Raw genomic sequence first — 18512 nt, 5'->3', positions numbered from 1 at the left:
TGATTGCGGGGGTGCGGGTGAGTGAAGCGAATCATCGTGGTGGGCGCAGGCCCTGCGGGCATGATGGCGGCAGCAGCGGCGGCGGAGTACGGCGGGAGCGTTCTGCTCCTCGAAAAGATGGCACGCGTCGGCCGCAAGATGATGATCACGGGCAAGGGGCGGTGCAACGTCACAAGTGCCGACGAGATTCCTGATATTATCAAAAATATTGTTGGAAACGGCAGATTTCTCAACAGCAGTCTGCGTGCCTTTGACAATGCAGATGTGATCGCGTTCTTTGAGGGGCTGGGTGTACCGCTCAAGACCGAACGCGGCAACCGTGTATTCCCGCAGAGTGACCGTGCTGCCGATGTGGTGGATGCCGTTCTGCGCCATCTGCATGATCAGAATGTGGAGATCCGAACAAACGCAGCGGTGCGTGAACTTATCATCGAAGATCATGCCGTGTGCGGCGTACAGCTGCAGGACGGCAAACGACTGGATGCAGCCGCCGTGGTTCTTGCCACGGGCGGCGCATCCTATCCGGCGACAGGGTCGACGGGCGACGGCTATGCACTTGCGCGTACGGCAGGACATACGGTTACGCCGATCTTTCCCGCCCTCGTTCCTCTCGTGACGAGGGAAGTGTGGGTAAAGGATGTGCAGGGGCTTGCGCTGCGGAATGTGCGCGCAAGCCTCCATCGCGAGGGGAAGAAGGAGCAGGAGTTTTTCGGTGAGATGCTCTTTACCCATTTTGGCGTGACAGGCCCCATCATTTTGCAGCTGAGTCGCTGTGCCTCAGAGCTTCTTGCGGCTGGTGCAAAGGAGCTGGAGCTTCGTCTGAATCTGAAGCCTGCACTCATGCATGAGAAACTGCGGGAACGCGTGGATCGGGACTTTGCGGCGTACGCGCAGAAGCAGCTCCACAATGGCATGGTCGATCTCCTGCCCAAGCGTCTCATAGATATTGTCCTGGAGGCAGCGAATCTTTCGCCGGAGCGTGTTGTTGGGCAAACTTCGGCGAAGGAACGTGAGCGGCTGGTGCGTACATTGCAGGCACTGCCGCTCACGATCATCGGGACACGTCCCATTGCCGAGGCGATTGTGACAGCCGGTGGGGTCGCAACGCATGAGATCAACCCGCGCACGATGGAGTCCAAGCTTGTGAGGAATCTCTATTTTGCCGGAGAATTGGTCGATGTGGATGCTTATACGGGCGGTTATAATTTACAGGCGGCATTTTCGATGGGGCATGCAGCAGGCTGCTGCAGCGTATGGAATTTGGAAGGGGCGTAAGTGAATGGCTGAGATTCGGACGATTGCACCCGCGCGACACGGGTGGCAGGGCGAGATTGATATACCGGGGGATAAATCCATCTCGCACCGCAGCGTCATGTTTGCGGGACTCGGAAATACACCCGTGCATATTCGAAATTTTCTCCATGCAGAGGATTGCCTCTCGACGGTCGGCGTGATGCGTGCGCTGGGCGTGGATGTCAAATTTCTTAACGAGAATGAGCTGATCGTTACAGGCAATGGTTTACACGGGTTGACCGAACCACTGACCGTCCTTGATGCGGGGAACTCTGGGACGACGCTGCGCCTCATGATGGGCCTGCTCGCTCCGCAGCCATTCCTCTCCGTGTTTTGCGGTGATTCCTCGCTGACGCGCCGCCCGATGGGGCGTGTGCTCCGACCGCTCTCTGAGATGGGAGCGCAGATCTATGGACGCAGCGGGAACAACAATCTCCCGCTCACGATTGTACCGACGGAGGCAAAGCTGCGCGGCATTCACTACAAAAGCCCCGTTGCAAGTGCACAGGTCAAGTCCGCGATCCTGCTTGCGGGACTCTATGCGGATGCGCCGACGACCGTCACGGAGCCGTATGTTTCGCGCGACCATACGGAGCAGATGCTCGCGGGCTTCGGCGTCCATCTCGAGCGAAGTGGAACGAGCGTAACGCTTTACCCTGTGGAGAAGGGCGGCTACCGTGCACCGGATGAAATCACGGTGCCTGGGGATATCAGCTCAGCGGCGTTCTTCCTCGTTGCGGGCAGCATTATCGCGGACAGTCGGCTTCTCTTGAAAAACGTTGGCATCAATCCGACACGTACGGGGATTCTGGATGTACTCACAGAGATGGGAGCACATATCACACTGCAAAATGAACGCATGAGCGGCGGCGAGCGTGTGGCGGACATTGCAGTCGAGGCGGCGCATCTGCACGGCGTGTCCTTCGGTGCGGAGATTATGCCGCGCCTCATCGACGAGATTCCGGTGCTTGCCGTTGCTGCTCTCTTTGCCAAGGGTGATACCGTAATCACGGGAGCGGGGGAATTGCGCGTAAAGGAGACAGATCGTCTCCGTGCGATTGCGGCGGAGTTCCAAAAACTTGCTCCCGGCAGCATCGAGGAGCGGGAGGATGGACTTGTGATCCACGGGAACGCAAAGATCGAGCGGGCGCAGGTGTCGAGCTGGGGGGATCATCGCATGGCAATGTCGCTTGCTGTGCTCGGTGCGGCGGCAGAGGGAGTTCTCCTTGAGAACTCGGACAGCGTGAATATTTCTTACCCAACATTTTTTTCCGAACTTGATCGGCTGAGCTAGGAGGATTTTGACATGAAGCGTGTGATAGCGATTGATGGCCCTGCAGGTGCGGGCAAGAGTACCGTTGCTAAAATTGTGGCGGAGAAGCTTGGCTATACCTACATTGACACGGGCGCGATGTATCGCGGTGTTGCGTGGAAAACACTGCAGCAGTCGCCTGAGGCAACGGATGATGCGATCCTGCATGCCGTCCGTGATATCGACGTGCGCCTTGCCTGCACGGAGAATGGCACACGGGTCACGGTCGACGGGACAGATGTAACACGTGATATTCGCACGCCTGAGGTTACACATATCGTCTCGCGCGTTGCGGCACTCGGCCCCGTGCGCGAAAAGATGGTGGAACTCCAGCGTGTGATGGCGGCAGACGGCGCTGTCGTGATGGACGGACGCGATATTGGGACGAATGTGCTGCCGAATGCCGATGTGAAGATCTTCCTCACCGCCTCCGTCGAAGAGCGTGCGCGGCGCCGCTATGACGAGATGAAGGAGAAGGGGTATGCGGTCGATTATGATGAACTGAAAAAAGAGATCGCTGACCGTGACAAGCAGGACAGCGAGCGCGAGATCTCTCCCCTGCGTCAGGCGGAGGACGCGATCCTGCTCGATACAACGGCACTCTCCATTGACGCGGTTGTCGCACGGATTATGGAACTCTCGGAATAGGCGGTCACTATGTTGTATGGATTTTTGCGTTTCGTTTTTCGACTGATCTTCTACATTCTCTTTCGCACGCGCGTCTACGGGCGTGAGAACATCCCCGCAGAGGGCGCGGTGATTCTGGCTGCGAACCATGCGAGTAATATTGACCCGCCGCTGATGGCGAGTCTGATCGATCGCCCCGTCAGCTATATGGCAAAGATCGAGCTCTTCGAGAATCCGATCTTCGGTGCGGCAATTCGCCGCTGTCACGCATTTCCTGTGAAGCGCGGCGAGTCTGACCGCGGTGCAATCAAGACGGCGGTCACCGTGCTCAAGGAGGAGCGCGTCCTCGGACTTTTCCCCGAGGGAACGCGCAGCAAGACTGGTGAGCTGCAGAAGGCAGAGGCAGGCGTCGCCCTCATCGCTGCCATGACGGGCGCTCCGATTGTGCCCGTTGCCATCCTGAACACACACCGCATCTTTGCCAATGGCGGACTGCTTCCGCAGCTGCGCATCAAGTACGGGCAGCCGATTTCATTTCAGGGCGACCGCAAGAGCAAGGAGGCGCTCGATGCGTTTTCTGCCGAAATCATGGCGCACATAGCGCGGATGAAGGAAGAGCTGGGGAAAAAATAGAACAAGGGGCTGTTGCACGAACGCCCCTATCGGCTCGCTGCACTCGCCACTTCCCCCGTTGTGACGGGGGAAGCTAAGATGCCATAATCCTAGCCTCCCCCGTGCGACACGGGGGAGGGGGACCGCGTAAGCGGTGGAAGGGGCACTTGTAGCGATACTGCTGACATAGACAAGGGCTGTTGCACGAAGTTTTCTAGCTTCGTGCAACAGCCCCTTGTTTTGTCGTTCTCTCACATCTATCCGATGGAATTTGCAGGATATTTACAGAAAAAAGGAATATCATGAAACGCAGAGAGGGGGCTGTTCGTTGCAGGTATCCATATTGGCGAGCGGAAGCAAGGGAAACTCGGTCTATGTCGAACTCGATGGCACGCGCCTCTTGATTGATGCAGGCATCAGTGCGGCGCGCATTACGAGGAGCCTGCGGGACTATGGCGTAGAGCCGCAGAGTCTGGATGCAGTACTCATCACACACGAGCACATTGACCATGTGCGTGGCCTCAGGACACTGGCGAAGCAGTACCATCTGCCGATTCTTGCAACGCGGGGAACGCTTGCGGCGATTGATGGAGGCGCAGCATTTGAGGACGACATGCGCGGGATTACCGATGCGTTTTCCATCGGTGATGTAATAGTGCGACCATTTGCAATTTCTCATGATGCTGCAGATCCATGTGGATTTCGCATTGAGGGGTCATACTGCTGTACAATTGCAACTGATCTTGGCGTTGTGACGGAGACGGTGCAGGAGGCAATGGAGGGGGCCGATGTCCTCGTTCTTGAGGCAAATCATGATGCCGATCTCCTGCGCCAGGGCAGCTATCCATGGCCGCTCAAACGGCGCATCCTATCCAATCGGGGACATCTTGCGAACGGGGATGCGGCGTGGGCCCTCACACGCATGAAGAAACATCCGCGTAAGGTCTATCTCGCCCATCTGTCGGAGGAGAACAATCGACCTTCGCTTGCGCGCGATACGGTGCAGGAGATCCTGGCCTCACGCGGTATGACGCTTGATATTGAGAGCTGCCTGCCGGAGGGCGGTGCAGGGGTTGTTATGTAAAGGAGATGCTTCGATGAACATCCGATTCAAAAAGAAGAAGGGCGCTGCCCTGACAGCAGCGGTGCTTTTGGCTTCCTTTGTCATTTTCGGCGGCTGCTCGATGGGGACGGCTGCGGACAACTCGGTCGGTGCCATGAAACCGTCGCAGACGGTCGACGTTTCAGGACTCTCAGAAGCACGCAATACACCTGTCGTTCGTGCGGCAAAGGCAGTCGGACCTGCCGTTGTCGGCATTACGAATAAGGCGGTCGCGCGCGACTGGTTCAACAATCCGGTTGAGACAGAGGGCGTTGGCTCCGGCGTGATCTTCCGGAGTGATGGCTATATCGTGACGAACAATCACGTCATCAGCGGGGCAAAGGAGATCATTGTCTCGCTCTCCGACGGACGCAGTCTAAAGGGAAAGCTTGTCGGACAGGATGAGTTCACGGATCTTGCCGTTGTTAAAGTCGATGAAAAAGATCTGCCAACGGCGGCCTTTGGAAACTCGGATGAGGTGGTCGTCGGCGAGCCTGCCATTGCGATTGGCAACCCACTTGGCCTTGAGTTCCAGGGGAGCGTCACGGTGGGGGTCATCAGTGCGCTGAACCGAACGCTTGATATCAGTGACAAGCGCGTAAAGCTGCTGCAGACCGATGCGGCGATCAGTCCAGGCAACTCGGGCGGGGCGCTTGTGAATGCGGACGGTGAGGTCATCGGCATCAACAGTGCGAAGGTATCGGCAGCTGCCGTCGAGGGCATGGGGTTTTCGATCCCCATCAATACGGTGCAGGCCATCGTGAATGAGCTGATCGAAAAGGGCTATGTTGCGCGTCCGTATCTTGGCGTCTCCGTCTTTGATCCGACGACAGCAGCACGCTATGGCTACCAGCTGAACATCGACAAGGGCGTCTATATCTTCCGTCTCTCTCTTGACGGGCCATGCGGCAAGGCAGGATTCCAACGCGGCGATATCATCCTCGAGATCGATGGTGAGGAGGTTAACAGTGTTGCGGATCTGCGCACGAAGATTGCCTCATATAAAGTCGGTGACAAGGTAACGGTGACCTATGACCGCAACGATACGAAACGCAAAGCAGAGGTTGTACTTGAAGAGATGCCGCAGGATGACCGGTGAAGATCACGATCGTCTGTGCGGGTAAAATAAAGGAAAAATATTTGCGTGACGGCATTGCCGAGTACGAAAAACGCCTGCGCCCCTACGCTGATCTACGTACAATTGAGATTACAGAGGAGCGCATGAAGGACAAGCCCTCGGCAGCGGAGAAGACGGAGACCATTCGCCGCGAGGGAGAGCGCCTCGCGGCACAGGTGCCCCAGGGCGCATACATCATCGTCCTCGACGTTGGCGGTGCGGCGCTCTCCTCGGAGGAGCTTTCGGCGAAGATAGATCATCTTGCTGTTACGGGCGAAAGCCATATCGTATTTCTCATCGGAGGCCCGTTCGGCCTTGCGGATGAGCTGCGGTACCGTGCTGATCTCAGGCTGTCGTTTTCGCATTTCACATTTCCGCATCAGCTCATCCGACTTTTCCTCTTGGAGCAGATCTACCGTTCGTTCAAGATCAGCCGGGGAGAGCCATACCATCTGTAACATGAGAGGTTTCTGCGAAGGTGCAGGAGCCTCTTTTTTGTATTTTCACTGCATATTGTATTCATGTTCCCAATCTCTATACAAAGTTCTGCTACCTGTGCTATACTCTGTCACGTTCGCTGAACAGTCACCGAACAAGGAGAAGGAGGAATTATAATGTCTGACATGAAACAGTATGTGGATGATGTTCTGGATTTAGTATCGAAGAGAGACCCCGATCAGAAGCAGTTTAAGAATACGGTCTCCGAGGTCATGCGATCTGTCATTCCCCTTTTGGAGAAGCACCCCGAGTACAAGGCACACAAGATTCTTGAGAGGATGATAGAGCCAGAGCGTGTGATCACGTTCCGTGTACCGTGGGTGGATGACAAGGGCGAGATCCAGGTCAACCGCGGCTATCGTGTGCAGATGTCCAGTGTCATTGGTCCATATAAGGGGGGCCTCCGTTTCCATCCGAGTGTTTCACTCGATATTCTGAAATTCCTTGCTTTCGAGCAGGTCTATAAGAACGCCCTGACAGGACTGCCCATCGGCGGTGCCAAGGGAGGATCTGATTTCGATCCACATGGACGCTCCGACAATGAGGTCATGAAGTTCTGCCAGAGCTTTATGACGGAGCTCTATCGTCACATTGGGCCGAACCTGGATGTTCCGGCCGGCGATATCGGTGTCGGCGGGCGTGAGATCGGCTATCTGTTCGGGCAGTATAAGCGCATCCGTGACTCCTATGATGCGGGTGTTCTGACGGGCAAGCGCATTGACTATTGGGGGAGCCTTGCACGTACCGAAGCAACGGGCTATGGCCTTCTCTACTTCGTTAAGAATATGCTTGATGCAAAAGGCATTGATCTCGCAGGCAAAACGGTTGTCATCTCCGGCGCCGGCAATGTTGCTACATATGCAATCGAGAAGGCGCAGGAATTCGGTGCAAAGGTTGTGACCTGCTCTGACTCGAACGGCTATATCTACGATCCGAATGGGATCGATCTCGCGGCACTCAAAGAAATCAAGGAAGTACGTCGTGCGCGCATCAAGGAGTATGTGGCGGTGCATCCAAATGCTGAGTATCATGAGGGGTGCAGCGGCATCTGGTCGGTGAAATGCGACATTGCGCTCCCCTGCGCGACACAGAACGAGATTGACCTAGAGTCCGCAAAACTGCTTGTCGCCAACGGTGTGCAGGCGGTTGGTGAGGGGGCAAATATGCCGTCCTCTCTCGACGCCATCGCTTATTTCCAGAGCCACAAGGTTCTCTTTGCACCGGCAAAGGCTGCCAATGCCGGCGGTGTTGCGGTCTCGGCACTTGAGATGTCGCAGAACTCTGAGCGTCGCCAGTGGACCTTCGACAAGGTCGACACGCGCCTCAAGAAAATTATGGCAAATATCTACAACAATGCGAAGAAAAATGCTGAGCTCTACGCCGATCCCGATGACCTCGTCGCCGGCGCAAATATCACCGCCTTTGCAAAGGTTGCAGATGTCATGCTCGCACATGGTCTGGTATAAGAGAATCGTCACTTTCATAAGGGCTGCTTCGGCAGCCTTTTTTCTTTGATCTCACCGTGCAGAAACGAGCGAACTGTGCTATAATAGGCGGGATTTTGTTGAAGCTTTCGGAGAGCGAAGGAGTACATTTACTGTGGATATTTCATTGATTGAGCTGCTGAAGGTTGTCATATTGGGCATTGTAGAGGGCCTGACGGAGTGGCTGCCCGTTTCGAGCACAGGTCACATGATTCTCGTCGATGAGTTCATTCGGCTTGATGTGTCAACGGCATTCATGGATATGTTCCTCGTTGTGATCCAGCTTGGTGCCATTCTTGCCGTTGTTGTGCTGAACATGGAGAAGCTCAACCCGTTCCTAAAGAGGAAATCTCAGGCAGAGCGGCGCGAGACATTTGATCTCTGGGCTAAGGTCATCGTTGCCTGTCTGCCCGCTGCCGTGATCGGGCTCGCCTTCAATAAATATATGGAAGAGCATTTCATGAATGCGCCCGTCGTTGCTGCGATGCTCATTCTCTATGGCGTTCTCTTCATTGTTGTCGAACGATGGAACAAGCGCCGTACGCCGCGCGTAGAGAGCCTTGCAAAGCTCGACTACCGCACGGCATTCATCATCGGCATGTTTCAGGTACTGTCGCTTGTGCCGGGAACGAGCCGCTCGGGTGCGACAATTCTCGGCGGCATCATCTTCGGTGCGAGCCGTTATGTTGCGACGGAGTTCACCTTCTTCCTCGCGATTCCCGTCATGTTTGGCGCATCTTTCCTGAAAATTGTAAAATTCGGTTGGAACTATACGGGGACGGAGATCATGATCCTCGCAGTCGGCATGGTGACGGCATTCATCGTTTCCATCCTTTCGATCCAGTTTCTCCTGCGCTACATCAAACGCAACGATTTCACGGCATTTGGCTGGTATCGCATCGCGCTCGGCATCATTGTGCTCGCCTATCTCTTCATAGTCGGCGATCCGACGAAGGAGTAACACATGAAAATCATTGCAGGGCTTGGCAATCCTGGAGCAGAGTATGCACAGACGAAGCATAACGTCGGATTTATGCTGGTGGATGCATTGGCGGAGCGCCTGAATGCGCCCGCATGGAAGGAAGATTTTCTTTCGGCCGCCACAGAGGTACGCATCGGCGGTGAAAAAGTTTTTCTCGTAAAGCCTCTGACCTATATGAACAACAGCGGTGAGGCACTTGGGCCCATGCTTTCCTACTATAAGATGGATGTGGATGACCTCGTTGTCGTGCACGACGATATGGATATTCCCGCAGGTATGGTACGCATTCGTCGGAAGGGAAGCTCAGGTGGACACAATGGCATCAAATCCATTCTAGCGCATGTGGGCAGCGAAGATTTTGCACGTGTCCGCATTGGTGTCGGACGTCCTCTGCCTGGATGGACAGTCATCAATCATGTGCTTGCGCCGTTTTCAATGGAAGATGCACCGAAAATTCGAGAGGCAATTTCCTACCTCCTCCCTGCGGTGGAGTGTATCGTAACGGATGGTGTAGATTTTGCGATGAATCGCTACAATCCACATAAGAAAAAGACGAAGAAACAAGAGGGAAGCCATGAAGCCCAAGAAGAAGCTGCAGGCATGCGCACAGAGGGATGAGATCCAGGCCGTCTATGCCGACCGCCGCGGCAATATTTGTGAGGCGGAGGGGCTGCGCGGACTTGGGCGTATCGGTGCAAAAAATGTCCTGCTTGCGCCTGAGGATCTGATTCCGCTTCCCGAGAGCGCCGACCTGATGTTTATGCCGGAGCATTCTGCCGTAGGGCAGGGAGCAGAGGGACAAGAGGAGAGCATTCCAGGGACGGCAGTTGCCGCGATTCTGCCGCAGGGCTACACGCGGACACATCTTCCTGGATTCCATCGAAGGGAAGGCGCCGCCGCCCTGCCTCTCTATGGATATACCGCCGTTGTGTCCCATCGCGGGCGGCTGTGTGTCGCTGCCATCTACACGGATGAGAACGAGAAATGGGATCCTGCCAACTATAATGGAAAGGAGCTTAAGAAACTCGTGCGGCGCACGATGAAGGATCTGCCGAATAACCGCATTGTGGAACAGGTGGGGAACTGTTCGCTCAACTATCACTGTCTGACGGCACAGAATCTCTTTTATCGCCGTTGGGAGTGCGGCGTACCTACATCACCTGTATGCAACGCAAACTGTCTCGGCTGTATATCGCTTCAGAGCGCGGAGTGCTGTCCCTCACCGCAGCAGCGCATTACATTTTCTCCAACTGCGGAGGAGATCGCAGAGGTCGGTATCTATCATCTTTCGCTTGCGCCCGATGGGATCATTAGCTTTGGGCAGGGCTGCGAGGGCGAACCGTCGCTCGCAGCTGACCGCATTGCAGAGGGGATTCGAAAGATTCGCTCCGTAACTGCACGCGGTCAGATCAATATGAACTCCAATGCCGGATTTCCTGCTGGGATGAAGAAGATTGTGGACGCGGGACTCGACTCCCTGCGTGTCTCCATTATTAGTGCACGTGACGAGAGCTATCAGGCCTACTATCGGGCCAACTATCCGTTGGACAATGTAAAAGAATCCCTGCGCTACGCACTCGATCACGGCGTCTATGTGTCGCTTAACCTGCTCCACTTTCCGGGGTTCACGGATCGTGTGGAGGAGCTGACGGCGTGGCAGAATTTTTTTCGTGCGCTGCCCGTGCAGATGATACAGATGCGAAACTTGAACATTGATCCGACGCTCTTCCTGCGAACGATGCCGGAAACATCGGAGTCCTCCCTTGGAACACGTACATTTATGGAGGAGCTGCACAGAGAGTTTCCGCAGCTTGTCATCGGGAGTTTTAGCCATTATGTCACAGGGCGCTAATATACTTTTGATCCATGGTCGTTGGCGGGGTTGACACCATCCCATAAATATGCTAGTATTCGCTAATGTGGGTGTATAGTGTTTGAAAAGATACCCATCCCCAACCGCACGGCGAGGTCACACAATCGGCTCTGCCGAACCGAAGCCGGCGAGTAATGATATAGGGAGGTGTTTTCATGTATGCAATCGTAAAGACAGGCGGCAAGCAGTACAAGGTCGCTGAGGGCGATACCATCTTTGTGGAGAAGCTTGAGGCGGGTGAGGGCGAGACCGTTGTGTTTGATCAAGTTCTGACTGTTGTAAGCGATGCCAGCGTCAAGCTCGGACGTCCGATGGTGGACGGCGCAAAGGTGACGGCGAAGGTCGTGGCACATGGCAAGGGCAAGAAGATTCTCGTCTTCAAGTATAAGGCGAAGTCCAACTACCGTAAGCGTCAGGGTCATCGCCAGCCGTTCACGAAGGTCGTTATCGAGAAGATCGAGGCATAATTTGTGATTTCAGTTGAGATCTTCACAAATGACAGAGGGATGATTGCGGGATACCGTGTTTCAGGACACAGTGGTACCGCCGCGCGCGGACAGGACATTGTCTGTGCTGGCGTATCCGCTTTAACCCAGTCTGCATTGCTCGGAATCATGGAGCATCTGCATCGTGCCGTCACCTATGACATAGCGAGCGGAAATCTCGAAATGCAGCTCTCAGATCTGCCGGATGATTGTACCGAAGCAATTCTGCGCACCATGTATATGGGACTTGCAGAGATTGAGAAGATCAGCCCAAAGGGCATTCGAATTCGAGAAGTAAAGGGGTGAACAGATTGTTTTCGTTTGATTTGCAGCTTTTTGCACATAAGAAGGGTGTCAGCTCGACACGCAATGGCCGAGACAGCCATTCCAAGCGCCTTGGCGTGAAGGAGCAGGCAGGTACGCATGTGACGGCAGGCAGTATCATTGTCCGCCAGCGCGGCACGCATTTCCATCCGGGGCACAATGTCGGCATCGGCAAGGACGATACGATCTTTGCGAAAATTGATGGCAAGGTTGCCTTTGAGCGCAAGGGGCGTCATCAGCGCCAGATCAGCGTGTATCCGCTTGCGGAGGCCGCTGTATAACTTTGTTATATGTGGATGCCTGTACCTAGGTGGTGCAGGCTCTTTTCTATAGGGGGACGTATGCAGTTTATTGACCGCGCACAGATCACGGTAAAGGCAGGAGACGGAGGACATGGAAAATCTGCGTTCCGTCATGAGAAATTTATGCCGAAGGGCGGCCCCTCAGGCGGAGATGGCGGGCGCGGCGGAGACGTTATTTTTCGTACAGACCGCAATCTGAATACGCTCCTTTCCTTTCGTTTTCACCGTAAGTTTTTAGCCAAAAATGGTGAGAACGGCGAGCACAAGAACCAGTACGGAAGAAATGCACAGCCCCTCTATGTAGATGTTCCGCCAGGCACGATTGTTACGGATGACGAAACAGGTGAGGTGTTGGCGGATCTCACAGAGGTCGGTATGGAGGCAGTGATTGCACGCGGCGGGCGCGGCGGACGCGGCAATGCAAAATTTGCAAACTCTGCGAACCGTGCGCCGTCCTTTGCTGAGTTTGGTGAGCCGGGCGAGAGCCGCAAGCTTCGCTTGGAGCTCAAGCTCCTTGCAGATGTTGGGCTCGTCGGCTATCCGAGTGTCGGCAAGTCGAGCCTTGTGGCCTCCTGCTCGGCAGCACGTCCTGAGATTGCAGACTACCACTTTACAACATTGACTCCCGTACTTGGTGTTGTGCAGACGGACTATGAAAAGAGCTTCGTCATGGCGGATATTCCGGGTCTGATTGAGGGCGCTGCTGATGGTGTGGGACTCGGACACGATTTCCTCCGTCACGTGGAACGCACGCGCCTCATTCTGCACATCGTCGATGCCTCCGGCATTGAGGGGCGTGATCCCGTCGAGGACTACTATAAGATCAATAAGGAGCTTGAGCGCTACAGCGAGAAGATCGCACGCCGCACGCAGATCCTTGTGGCGAATAAAATTGATCTGCCTTCTGCTGCCGAGCATCTGCCGCGCCTGAAGTCGCTTGCTGAAAAAGAGGGAATGGAGTTTTTTGCAATTTCGGCGGCGACGCGTTCTGGTGTACAGGAACTAATCGATCGTGTCGGTGCATGGCTGGATGCTTACGTACCGGAGCCTGAGTCTGAGGAAGAGGATGTTGCCGTTTACGATCAGAATGCCGAGGATGATGAGAAGGTGACAATTTCGCGCAACGATGCAGGCGATTTCGTCGTCTCAGGCAAGGCGATCGAAAAACTTGTCGCGATGACGAATTTTAATAACGATGAAGCTGTCCGTCGATTCCAGTACATCTGGCGTCTCAAGGGACTTGATGAAAAACTCCGCGCACGCGGTATCAAAGAGGGAATGACCGTTCATATCGGAGATATGGAGTTCGACTATCAGGATTAATTGGAGGAAGCATTTTGCTGAGAAACTCACTGACCAGTAAGCAGATTCGAAAGCTGCGCTCGCTTGGCATGACGGAGGAGGCGATTGTCATGATCGGCAAGGAGGGGGTGACACCGACGGTTGTCGCATCTGCACGTGAGGCAATTAAGAAGCGCGAGCTCATCAAGGTACGTGTCCTGCAAAACGCTCCTAATGATCCTGCCGATGCCATCACTGTTCTTGCGGAACGGGCAGATGCCAACCTCGTCCAGATCATCGGCAGAAATGGACTCCTCTTCCGACGGAATTTTGACAAGCCAAGGATCGAGCTATGACTGCAAGGACGCGCCTGCGCGAGGCGAAACGCATTGTCGTTAAGGTGGGAACGAGTACGCTCACACATCCGTCTGGAGGGATGAATCTCCATCGAATTGAGCATCTCGTACGGGAGCTGATCGACGAGGCAAATCAGGGGAAGGATATCCTGCTCGTTTCCTCGGGGGCAATCGCCGCAGGGGTGAATACACTCGGACTTGCAGAGCGTCCTGCCAGTGTTCCTGCACGTCAGGCACTTGCCGCCATCGGACAGGGGGCGCTTCTGCATATCTATGAGAATTTTTTCCATGAGTATGGACGCACGATGGCACAGGTGCTGCTCACAAAGGAGAATGCGGCGCGTCACCACCAGTACATGAACTCGCGTAATGCTTTGCTTGCTCTTCTTGAGATGAATGTCATCCCCGTCATCAACGAGAATGATGCGGTCGCTGTCGATGAGATCAAGATCGGGGACAACGATAATCTATCGGCGGTTGTAGCAGCATTGGTCGATGCGGATGCACTCATCATCCTATCTGATATTGACGGCGTTTATACTGCGAACCCACGCACAGATGCGGCGGCAAAACTGATCTCTGAGATCCCCGAGATCACACCGGATATCGAGCGAATTGCGGGTGGTGCCGGTTCGTCGCAGGGAACGGGGGGGATGCAGACAAAGATCGAGGCAGCCAAGATCGCTCAGAATGCCGGTGTAACCATGGTGATTGCACGCGGTGATGCCGATGGAGTGATCCGAGGTATTCTCCGTGGTGAGGAGATTGGGACGTTGTTCCCTGCACGCGAGGCACACCTCAGGACGCGCAAGAGTTGGCTTGCGTTTGGCAAGCATCTTATGGGGGAGATCAGCGTAGATGATGGATGTGTCGCCGCTATGCGGCGTGGCGCAAGCATTCTGGCGGTTGGCATAACGGCTGTATATGGAGATTTCTCAGCCGGGGAGACCGTGCGTGTCCTCAGCCCATCCGGGCGGGAGATTGCTCGGGGCATTGCCGCATATGGAGCTCAGGATATATTACGTTTAATGGGGCATCGGACAGTGGATTTTCGGGAGCTCGTGGCAGATGGTGCGTCTGAAGAGATTATTCATAGGGATAACATGGTGCTGATGATATAGGAGTTGCTGATTGTGGAGGGCGATGATGATGGAGCAGGAGATTCGTACACAGGCGGAGGCAGCAAAGGCGGCATCATATCAGCTTGCAAACCTTCGGACAGATGTACGCAACGCGGCACTCTGCGACATGGCTGATGCACTGCTGAAGCATACTGCCGCCATCCTGCGTGAAAATGCGGCGGATGTTGCGGATGCAAAGGCAGCGGGGACACGTGTGTCTTATCTCGATCGTCTGCGCCTTGATGAGGGACGAATTGCGGCGATGGCAGAGGGGCTTCGTCTGACGGCTGCACTTCCCGATCCCCTCGGACGGGAGGACTATTCCGTACGACGTCCGAACGGGCTTGAAATACGCCGTGTGCGTGTGCCGCTTGGCGTGGTCGGGATGATCTATGAAGCACGTCCGAATGTGACGGCAGATGCCATCGGACTCTGCCTGAAATCAGGCAATGCTGTTGTTCTGCGCGGCGGCTCCGATGCGCTTCGTTCCAACCGCGTGATTGCAGATGTCCTCTCCTATGCCGCGTATGCAGCAGGGATTCCGACGGGAGCGATACAGTTGCTTGCGATGAAGGATCGTGCTGCTGTCGATGTCATGACAAGGCTGACGGGGCTGCTTGACGTCATCATTCCGCGCGGTGGGGCCGGACTGATCCGCCGTATTGTGGAGAACAGTACCGTACCTGTCATCGAGACGGGGGCAGGCGTCTGCCATATCTATGTGGATCGTGCAGCAGAGGTGGGGATGGCGCTTCGCATTGTGGAAAATGCGAAGGTGTCCCGCCCATCGGTCTGCAACGCAGCAGAGACACTGCTTGTTCATGCAGAGATCGCCGCAGACTTTCTGCCGCAGATGGCGCAGATACTCCGTGCGGATGGCGTGGAGCTGCGCGGCTGCGCCAAGACGAGCGCTATTCTTTCAGATATTGGGACGGCGACAGAGGAGGACTGGTCGACGGAGTACGGCGATCTCATCCTTTCGATCCGTGTCGTGCAGGATATGGATGCGGCAATCTCCCATATTAACTACTATAATACGGGGCATTCCGAGACAATCGTCACGAATGATATTCGGACGGCGCATGACTTCCAGCAGCGGGTAGATGCCTCTACGGTCTATGTCAATGCCTCAACGCGCTTTACGGATGGCTTTGAGTTTGGTTTTGGAGCCGAGATCGGCATCAGCACGCAGAAACTCCATGTGCGTGGACCGATGGGACTTGACGCACTGACGAGTACAAAATATCTCGTCTACGGTGAGGGGCAGATCCGTGAGAACATTTCGTCCTCATCGGAGAACAATGCAAACGAATGCAGCGGTTGATTGGATATCTGCGTACACTGCATCAATATGCGAAAACGCAAAAGGGACGTCATGATATCCTCGACTACCTGTATGCAGGCAGTACATTCTTTCTCATAACAGGGCTGATATTGCTTCTGCTCTGGATTGTGAGGTGAGCAAGCGTGGCGAAAAGCATTGGAATCATGGGGGGAACCTTTGACCCCATTCACATCGGGCATTTGATCACGGCAGAGATGGTGCGCTCTGGAGCCTCCTTGGATGAGGTCATTTTTATTCCATCCGCGCGTCCGCCCCATAAGGATGGAATACACGCCGCTTCGCCTGAGGACCGGCTTGCTATGGCAGCGTGCGCCGTGCAAGAGAATCCTTATTTTACCGTATCGGACATTGAACTCAAGAGAGCCGGGCCTTCCTATACGGTGGATACGATTGCGGAGCTTCGGGAGAACCTCGATGGTGCGGAGCTTTTCTTTATCACCGGAGCGGATGCAATGAATGATCTCTATCGCTGGCATGAGCCAAAACGGTTGCTGCAGTCCTGTCAGTTTATCGTTGCTACACGGCAGGGAGCACCGCTCGATGAGCTCCTGATTGCGGAGAAGTTCACTGCAGAGGAGCGCAGGCACATACATGTGCTGATGACACCACATCTGGAGATCTCATCGAGTGTGATTCGTACGCGTATTCGAGCGGGGCTTTCCGTACGGTATCTTGTGCCGCGCGCTGTTGAGGAGTATATTGAAAGGAGGGGGCTGTATCGTGAGCATGACGAAGAGCTATGAAGAGATGTGTGAGATTCTGAAGCAGCAGCTGACGCAGAGCCGATATGAGCATTCCCTCGGTGTTGCCGATACCGCCGCCGGACTTGCACGTCGCTTTGGCATGAATGAAGAGCGTGCACGCGTTGCCGGGCTTCTGCATGACTGCGGCCGTGCATTCGCAACGGCTGCATTGCCGAATGAAGCGCGAAAGCGCGGGATTCCCATCGGAAAAATTGAGTCTGCGATGCCGCTCCTCCTTCATGCCTACGTGGGGGCATATCTGATCTACGAGATCTATGGTGTAAATGATGCGATGATTGCACAGGCCATTTGGCGGCATACCGTCGGCGGCGTCAATATGACAGCACTCGACAAGATCATCTATTTTGCAGACATGATCGAGCCGTCAAGAGCCTACCCAGAGGTGGAGCATCTGCGTAAGCTTGCATGCACGGCATCCTTGGATGAGATGCTTTTGGTCGGGCTTACAGAGTCCGTTCTCTTCGTTGCCCAGAAGGGGGGACTTATCCATCCCGATACCGTTGCTGCGCGAAATGAAATCCTTTTGAATCAGCGCTGAACAATTTGTTTTATAAAAAGAGGAGAGGGGGAGGCGATGTCGGAATACGATGCAGAGGAGCTTGCTGCACAGCTGCAAAGCGAAAACTCGCGTGAAAATATACAAAAACGCCGCAGCCAGCGCAAACGGAAACGACGCATGGCATTTCTGCGCGGTATCTTTCGCATGATCAGCACACTTCTCCTCCTCGTGACCGTTACGGTCTCCGGTTACTATCTGATCGGATGGGGGGTTCAGGTCTATCGAGATATACGTGACATGTACGAGGCATACCTCATTCGGCAGGAAGAAAATCGCGGTGAGGTCGATGTTCGGTTTGACGGATATACGAACGTCCTCGTGCTCGGCTTGGATGACTCTGTCAATATGGATAACGTCGCGGAGAAACGTGCTGACGCCATCCTTCTCATCAGCATGGAGAATGCGACGGGAAAAGTGCGTATTCTCAACATTCCGCGTGATACGTGGGTTACGGTGGCACAGGATAAGGGGGAGACGCGCCTCGCCCACGTCTATGCCGTCGGCGGAGCGCCACTAATGGTGCGGACGATCAACCAGATGTTTGATATCTCTATTCACCAGTATGTTGTCATCGACTTGGCTACATTCGGAAAAATCGTGGATGCGCTTGGCGGGATTGATATCTACATCGAACGAAACATGGACTATGACGACCCGGAGGCAGGGCTCTCCATCCATATGCGTCAGGGATACCGTCACTTGGATGGTGTGGGAGCGGAGCATTATCTGCGCTATCGAAGTGATGACCTCGGCGATCTCGGACGTACACAGCGCCAGCAAAAATTTGTCAAGGCATTCTACGCGAAGCTGCTGCGTGTTGATACACTGCCAAAAGTACCGGCGATTGCAGATATTCTGAAACAGAATGTGACAACAAGCGCAGAGTTGTTTGACTCGATGCACATTGGGAATGTCATACGTAAGCTCAGTATCGAACCGCCGCGTACCATTATGCTTCCCGGTGATTTTTCGCGCAAGGATGACACCGTATGGATCATGGATCGTGCGGCAGCCGATGAAATTATTCATGAACTCTTTCCGCCCGAAGAGGCGGGAACGCAATAACAGGAGGGAA

Annotated in this window: 21 protein-coding genes; all 21 read left to right on the top strand. The window is 54.7% G+C overall.

Annotated features, from left to right (window positions below):
- Positions 1 to 21: 21 nt before the first annotated feature.
- The 21 genes from HMPREF1992_RS02535 (at position 22) to HMPREF1992_RS02435 (ending at position 18502) form a co-directional block, all read left to right on the top strand.
- Complete coding sequence (locus tag HMPREF1992_RS02535) at positions 22 to 1275, top strand: NAD(P)/FAD-dependent oxidoreductase (RefSeq protein ID WP_021684250.1); 1254 nt, start codon at positions 22 to 24, stop codon at positions 1273 to 1275.
- A gap of 4 nt (positions 1276 to 1279) precedes the next feature.
- On the top strand, positions 1280 to 2587 hold the full coding sequence (aroA, locus tag HMPREF1992_RS02530; RefSeq protein WP_021684249.1) for a 3-phosphoshikimate 1-carboxyvinyltransferase: 1308 nt from the start codon (positions 1280 to 1282) through the stop codon (positions 2585 to 2587).
- A gap of 12 nt (positions 2588 to 2599) precedes the next feature.
- Positions 2600 to 3253, top strand: a complete 654-nt coding sequence (gene cmk / locus HMPREF1992_RS02525; RefSeq protein ID WP_021684248.1) for a (d)CMP kinase — start codon at positions 2600 to 2602, stop codon at positions 3251 to 3253.
- A 9-nt stretch (positions 3254 to 3262) separates the two neighbouring features.
- Positions 3263 to 3865, top strand: coding sequence for a 1-acyl-sn-glycerol-3-phosphate acyltransferase (locus HMPREF1992_RS02520; RefSeq protein ID WP_021684247.1), 603 nt, complete (start codon positions 3263 to 3265; stop codon positions 3863 to 3865).
- A gap of 307 nt (positions 3866 to 4172) precedes the next feature.
- Complete coding sequence (locus HMPREF1992_RS02515) at positions 4173 to 4928, top strand: MBL fold metallo-hydrolase (protein ID WP_037358126.1); 756 nt, start codon at positions 4173 to 4175, stop codon at positions 4926 to 4928.
- 13 nt (positions 4929 to 4941) lie between these two features.
- On the top strand, positions 4942 to 6045 hold the full coding sequence (locus HMPREF1992_RS02510) for a S1C family serine protease (RefSeq protein ID WP_021684245.1): 1104 nt from the start codon (positions 4942 to 4944) through the stop codon (positions 6043 to 6045).
- Complete coding sequence (gene rlmH / locus HMPREF1992_RS02505; RefSeq protein ID WP_021684244.1) at positions 6042 to 6521, top strand: 23S rRNA (pseudouridine(1915)-N(3))-methyltransferase RlmH; 480 nt, start codon at positions 6042 to 6044, stop codon at positions 6519 to 6521. The genes HMPREF1992_RS02510 and rlmH overlap by 4 nt, the downstream gene beginning before the upstream one ends.
- Before the next feature lie 156 nt (positions 6522 to 6677).
- The gene (gdhA, locus tag HMPREF1992_RS02500; protein WP_021684243.1) at positions 6678 to 8027 is read left to right on the top strand and encodes an NADP-specific glutamate dehydrogenase; all 1350 of its coding nucleotides are present in this window, start codon (positions 6678 to 6680) and stop codon (positions 8025 to 8027) included.
- 133 nt (positions 8028 to 8160) lie between these two features.
- Positions 8161 to 9006 carry an undecaprenyl-diphosphate phosphatase gene (locus tag HMPREF1992_RS02495; RefSeq protein WP_021684242.1) on the top strand — a complete coding sequence of 282 codons (846 nt, stop codon included), beginning with the start codon at positions 8161 to 8163 and terminating at the stop codon, positions 9004 to 9006.
- A gap of 3 nt (positions 9007 to 9009) precedes the next feature.
- Positions 9010 to 9645, top strand: coding sequence for an aminoacyl-tRNA hydrolase (pth, locus tag HMPREF1992_RS02490; RefSeq protein ID WP_021684241.1), 636 nt, complete (start codon positions 9010 to 9012; stop codon positions 9643 to 9645).
- Complete coding sequence (locus HMPREF1992_RS02485) at positions 9602 to 10879, top strand: radical SAM protein (RefSeq protein WP_021684240.1); 1278 nt, start codon at positions 9602 to 9604, stop codon at positions 10877 to 10879. Before pth ends, HMPREF1992_RS02485 begins: the two co-directional genes overlap by 44 nt.
- Positions 10880 to 11055: 176 nt before the next feature.
- Positions 11056 to 11367 (top strand): 50S ribosomal protein L21, encoded by a 312-nt coding sequence (rplU, locus tag HMPREF1992_RS02480; RefSeq protein ID WP_021684239.1) that lies wholly within the window; start codon positions 11056 to 11058, stop codon positions 11365 to 11367.
- Between the two features lie 3 nt (positions 11368 to 11370).
- Complete coding sequence (locus HMPREF1992_RS02475) at positions 11371 to 11691, top strand: ribosomal-processing cysteine protease Prp (protein ID WP_037358119.1); 321 nt, start codon at positions 11371 to 11373, stop codon at positions 11689 to 11691.
- On the top strand, positions 11688 to 11990 hold the full coding sequence (rpmA, locus tag HMPREF1992_RS02470) for a 50S ribosomal protein L27 (protein WP_006691870.1): 303 nt from the start codon (positions 11688 to 11690) through the stop codon (positions 11988 to 11990). Before HMPREF1992_RS02475 ends, rpmA begins: the two co-directional genes overlap by 4 nt.
- A 60-nt stretch (positions 11991 to 12050) precedes the next feature.
- Entirely contained in the window at positions 12051 to 13334 is a 1284-nt protein-coding gene (gene obgE / locus HMPREF1992_RS02465; protein WP_021684237.1) for a GTPase ObgE, read from the top strand.
- Between the two features lie 14 nt (positions 13335 to 13348).
- A complete protein-coding gene (locus tag HMPREF1992_RS02460; RefSeq protein ID WP_037358117.1) occupies positions 13349 to 13648 on the top strand; it encodes a YhbY family RNA-binding protein in 300 nt (99 codons plus the stop codon).
- Positions 13645 to 14769 (top strand): glutamate 5-kinase, encoded by a 1125-nt coding sequence (gene proB / locus HMPREF1992_RS02455; protein WP_021684235.1) that lies wholly within the window; start codon positions 13645 to 13647, stop codon positions 14767 to 14769. The genes HMPREF1992_RS02460 and proB overlap by 4 nt, the downstream gene beginning before the upstream one ends.
- Before the next feature lie 22 nt (positions 14770 to 14791).
- Entirely contained in the window at positions 14792 to 16093 is a 1302-nt protein-coding gene (locus HMPREF1992_RS02450; RefSeq protein ID WP_021684234.1) for a glutamate-5-semialdehyde dehydrogenase, read from the top strand.
- Between the two features lie 143 nt (positions 16094 to 16236).
- Positions 16237 to 16857, top strand: coding sequence for a nicotinate-nucleotide adenylyltransferase (gene nadD, locus HMPREF1992_RS02445; protein WP_037358113.1), 621 nt, complete (start codon positions 16237 to 16239; stop codon positions 16855 to 16857).
- Complete coding sequence (gene yqeK, locus HMPREF1992_RS02440) at positions 16841 to 17416, top strand: bis(5'-nucleosyl)-tetraphosphatase (symmetrical) YqeK (RefSeq protein ID WP_021684231.1); 576 nt, start codon at positions 16841 to 16843, stop codon at positions 17414 to 17416. The genes nadD and yqeK overlap by 17 nt, the downstream gene beginning before the upstream one ends.
- A gap of 36 nt (positions 17417 to 17452) precedes the next feature.
- Positions 17453 to 18502, top strand: coding sequence for an LCP family protein (locus HMPREF1992_RS02435; RefSeq protein WP_021684230.1), 1050 nt, complete (start codon positions 17453 to 17455; stop codon positions 18500 to 18502).
- Positions 18503 to 18512: the final 10 nt, after the last annotated feature.

The organism is Selenomonas sp. oral taxon 892 str. F0426 (genome assembly GCF_000468035.1).
GTDB lineage: Bacteria > Bacillota > Negativicutes > Selenomonadales > Selenomonadaceae > Centipeda.
Note: the sequence above shows the minus strand (reverse complement) of the source record. Positions and strands in the feature narration are given on the sequence as shown.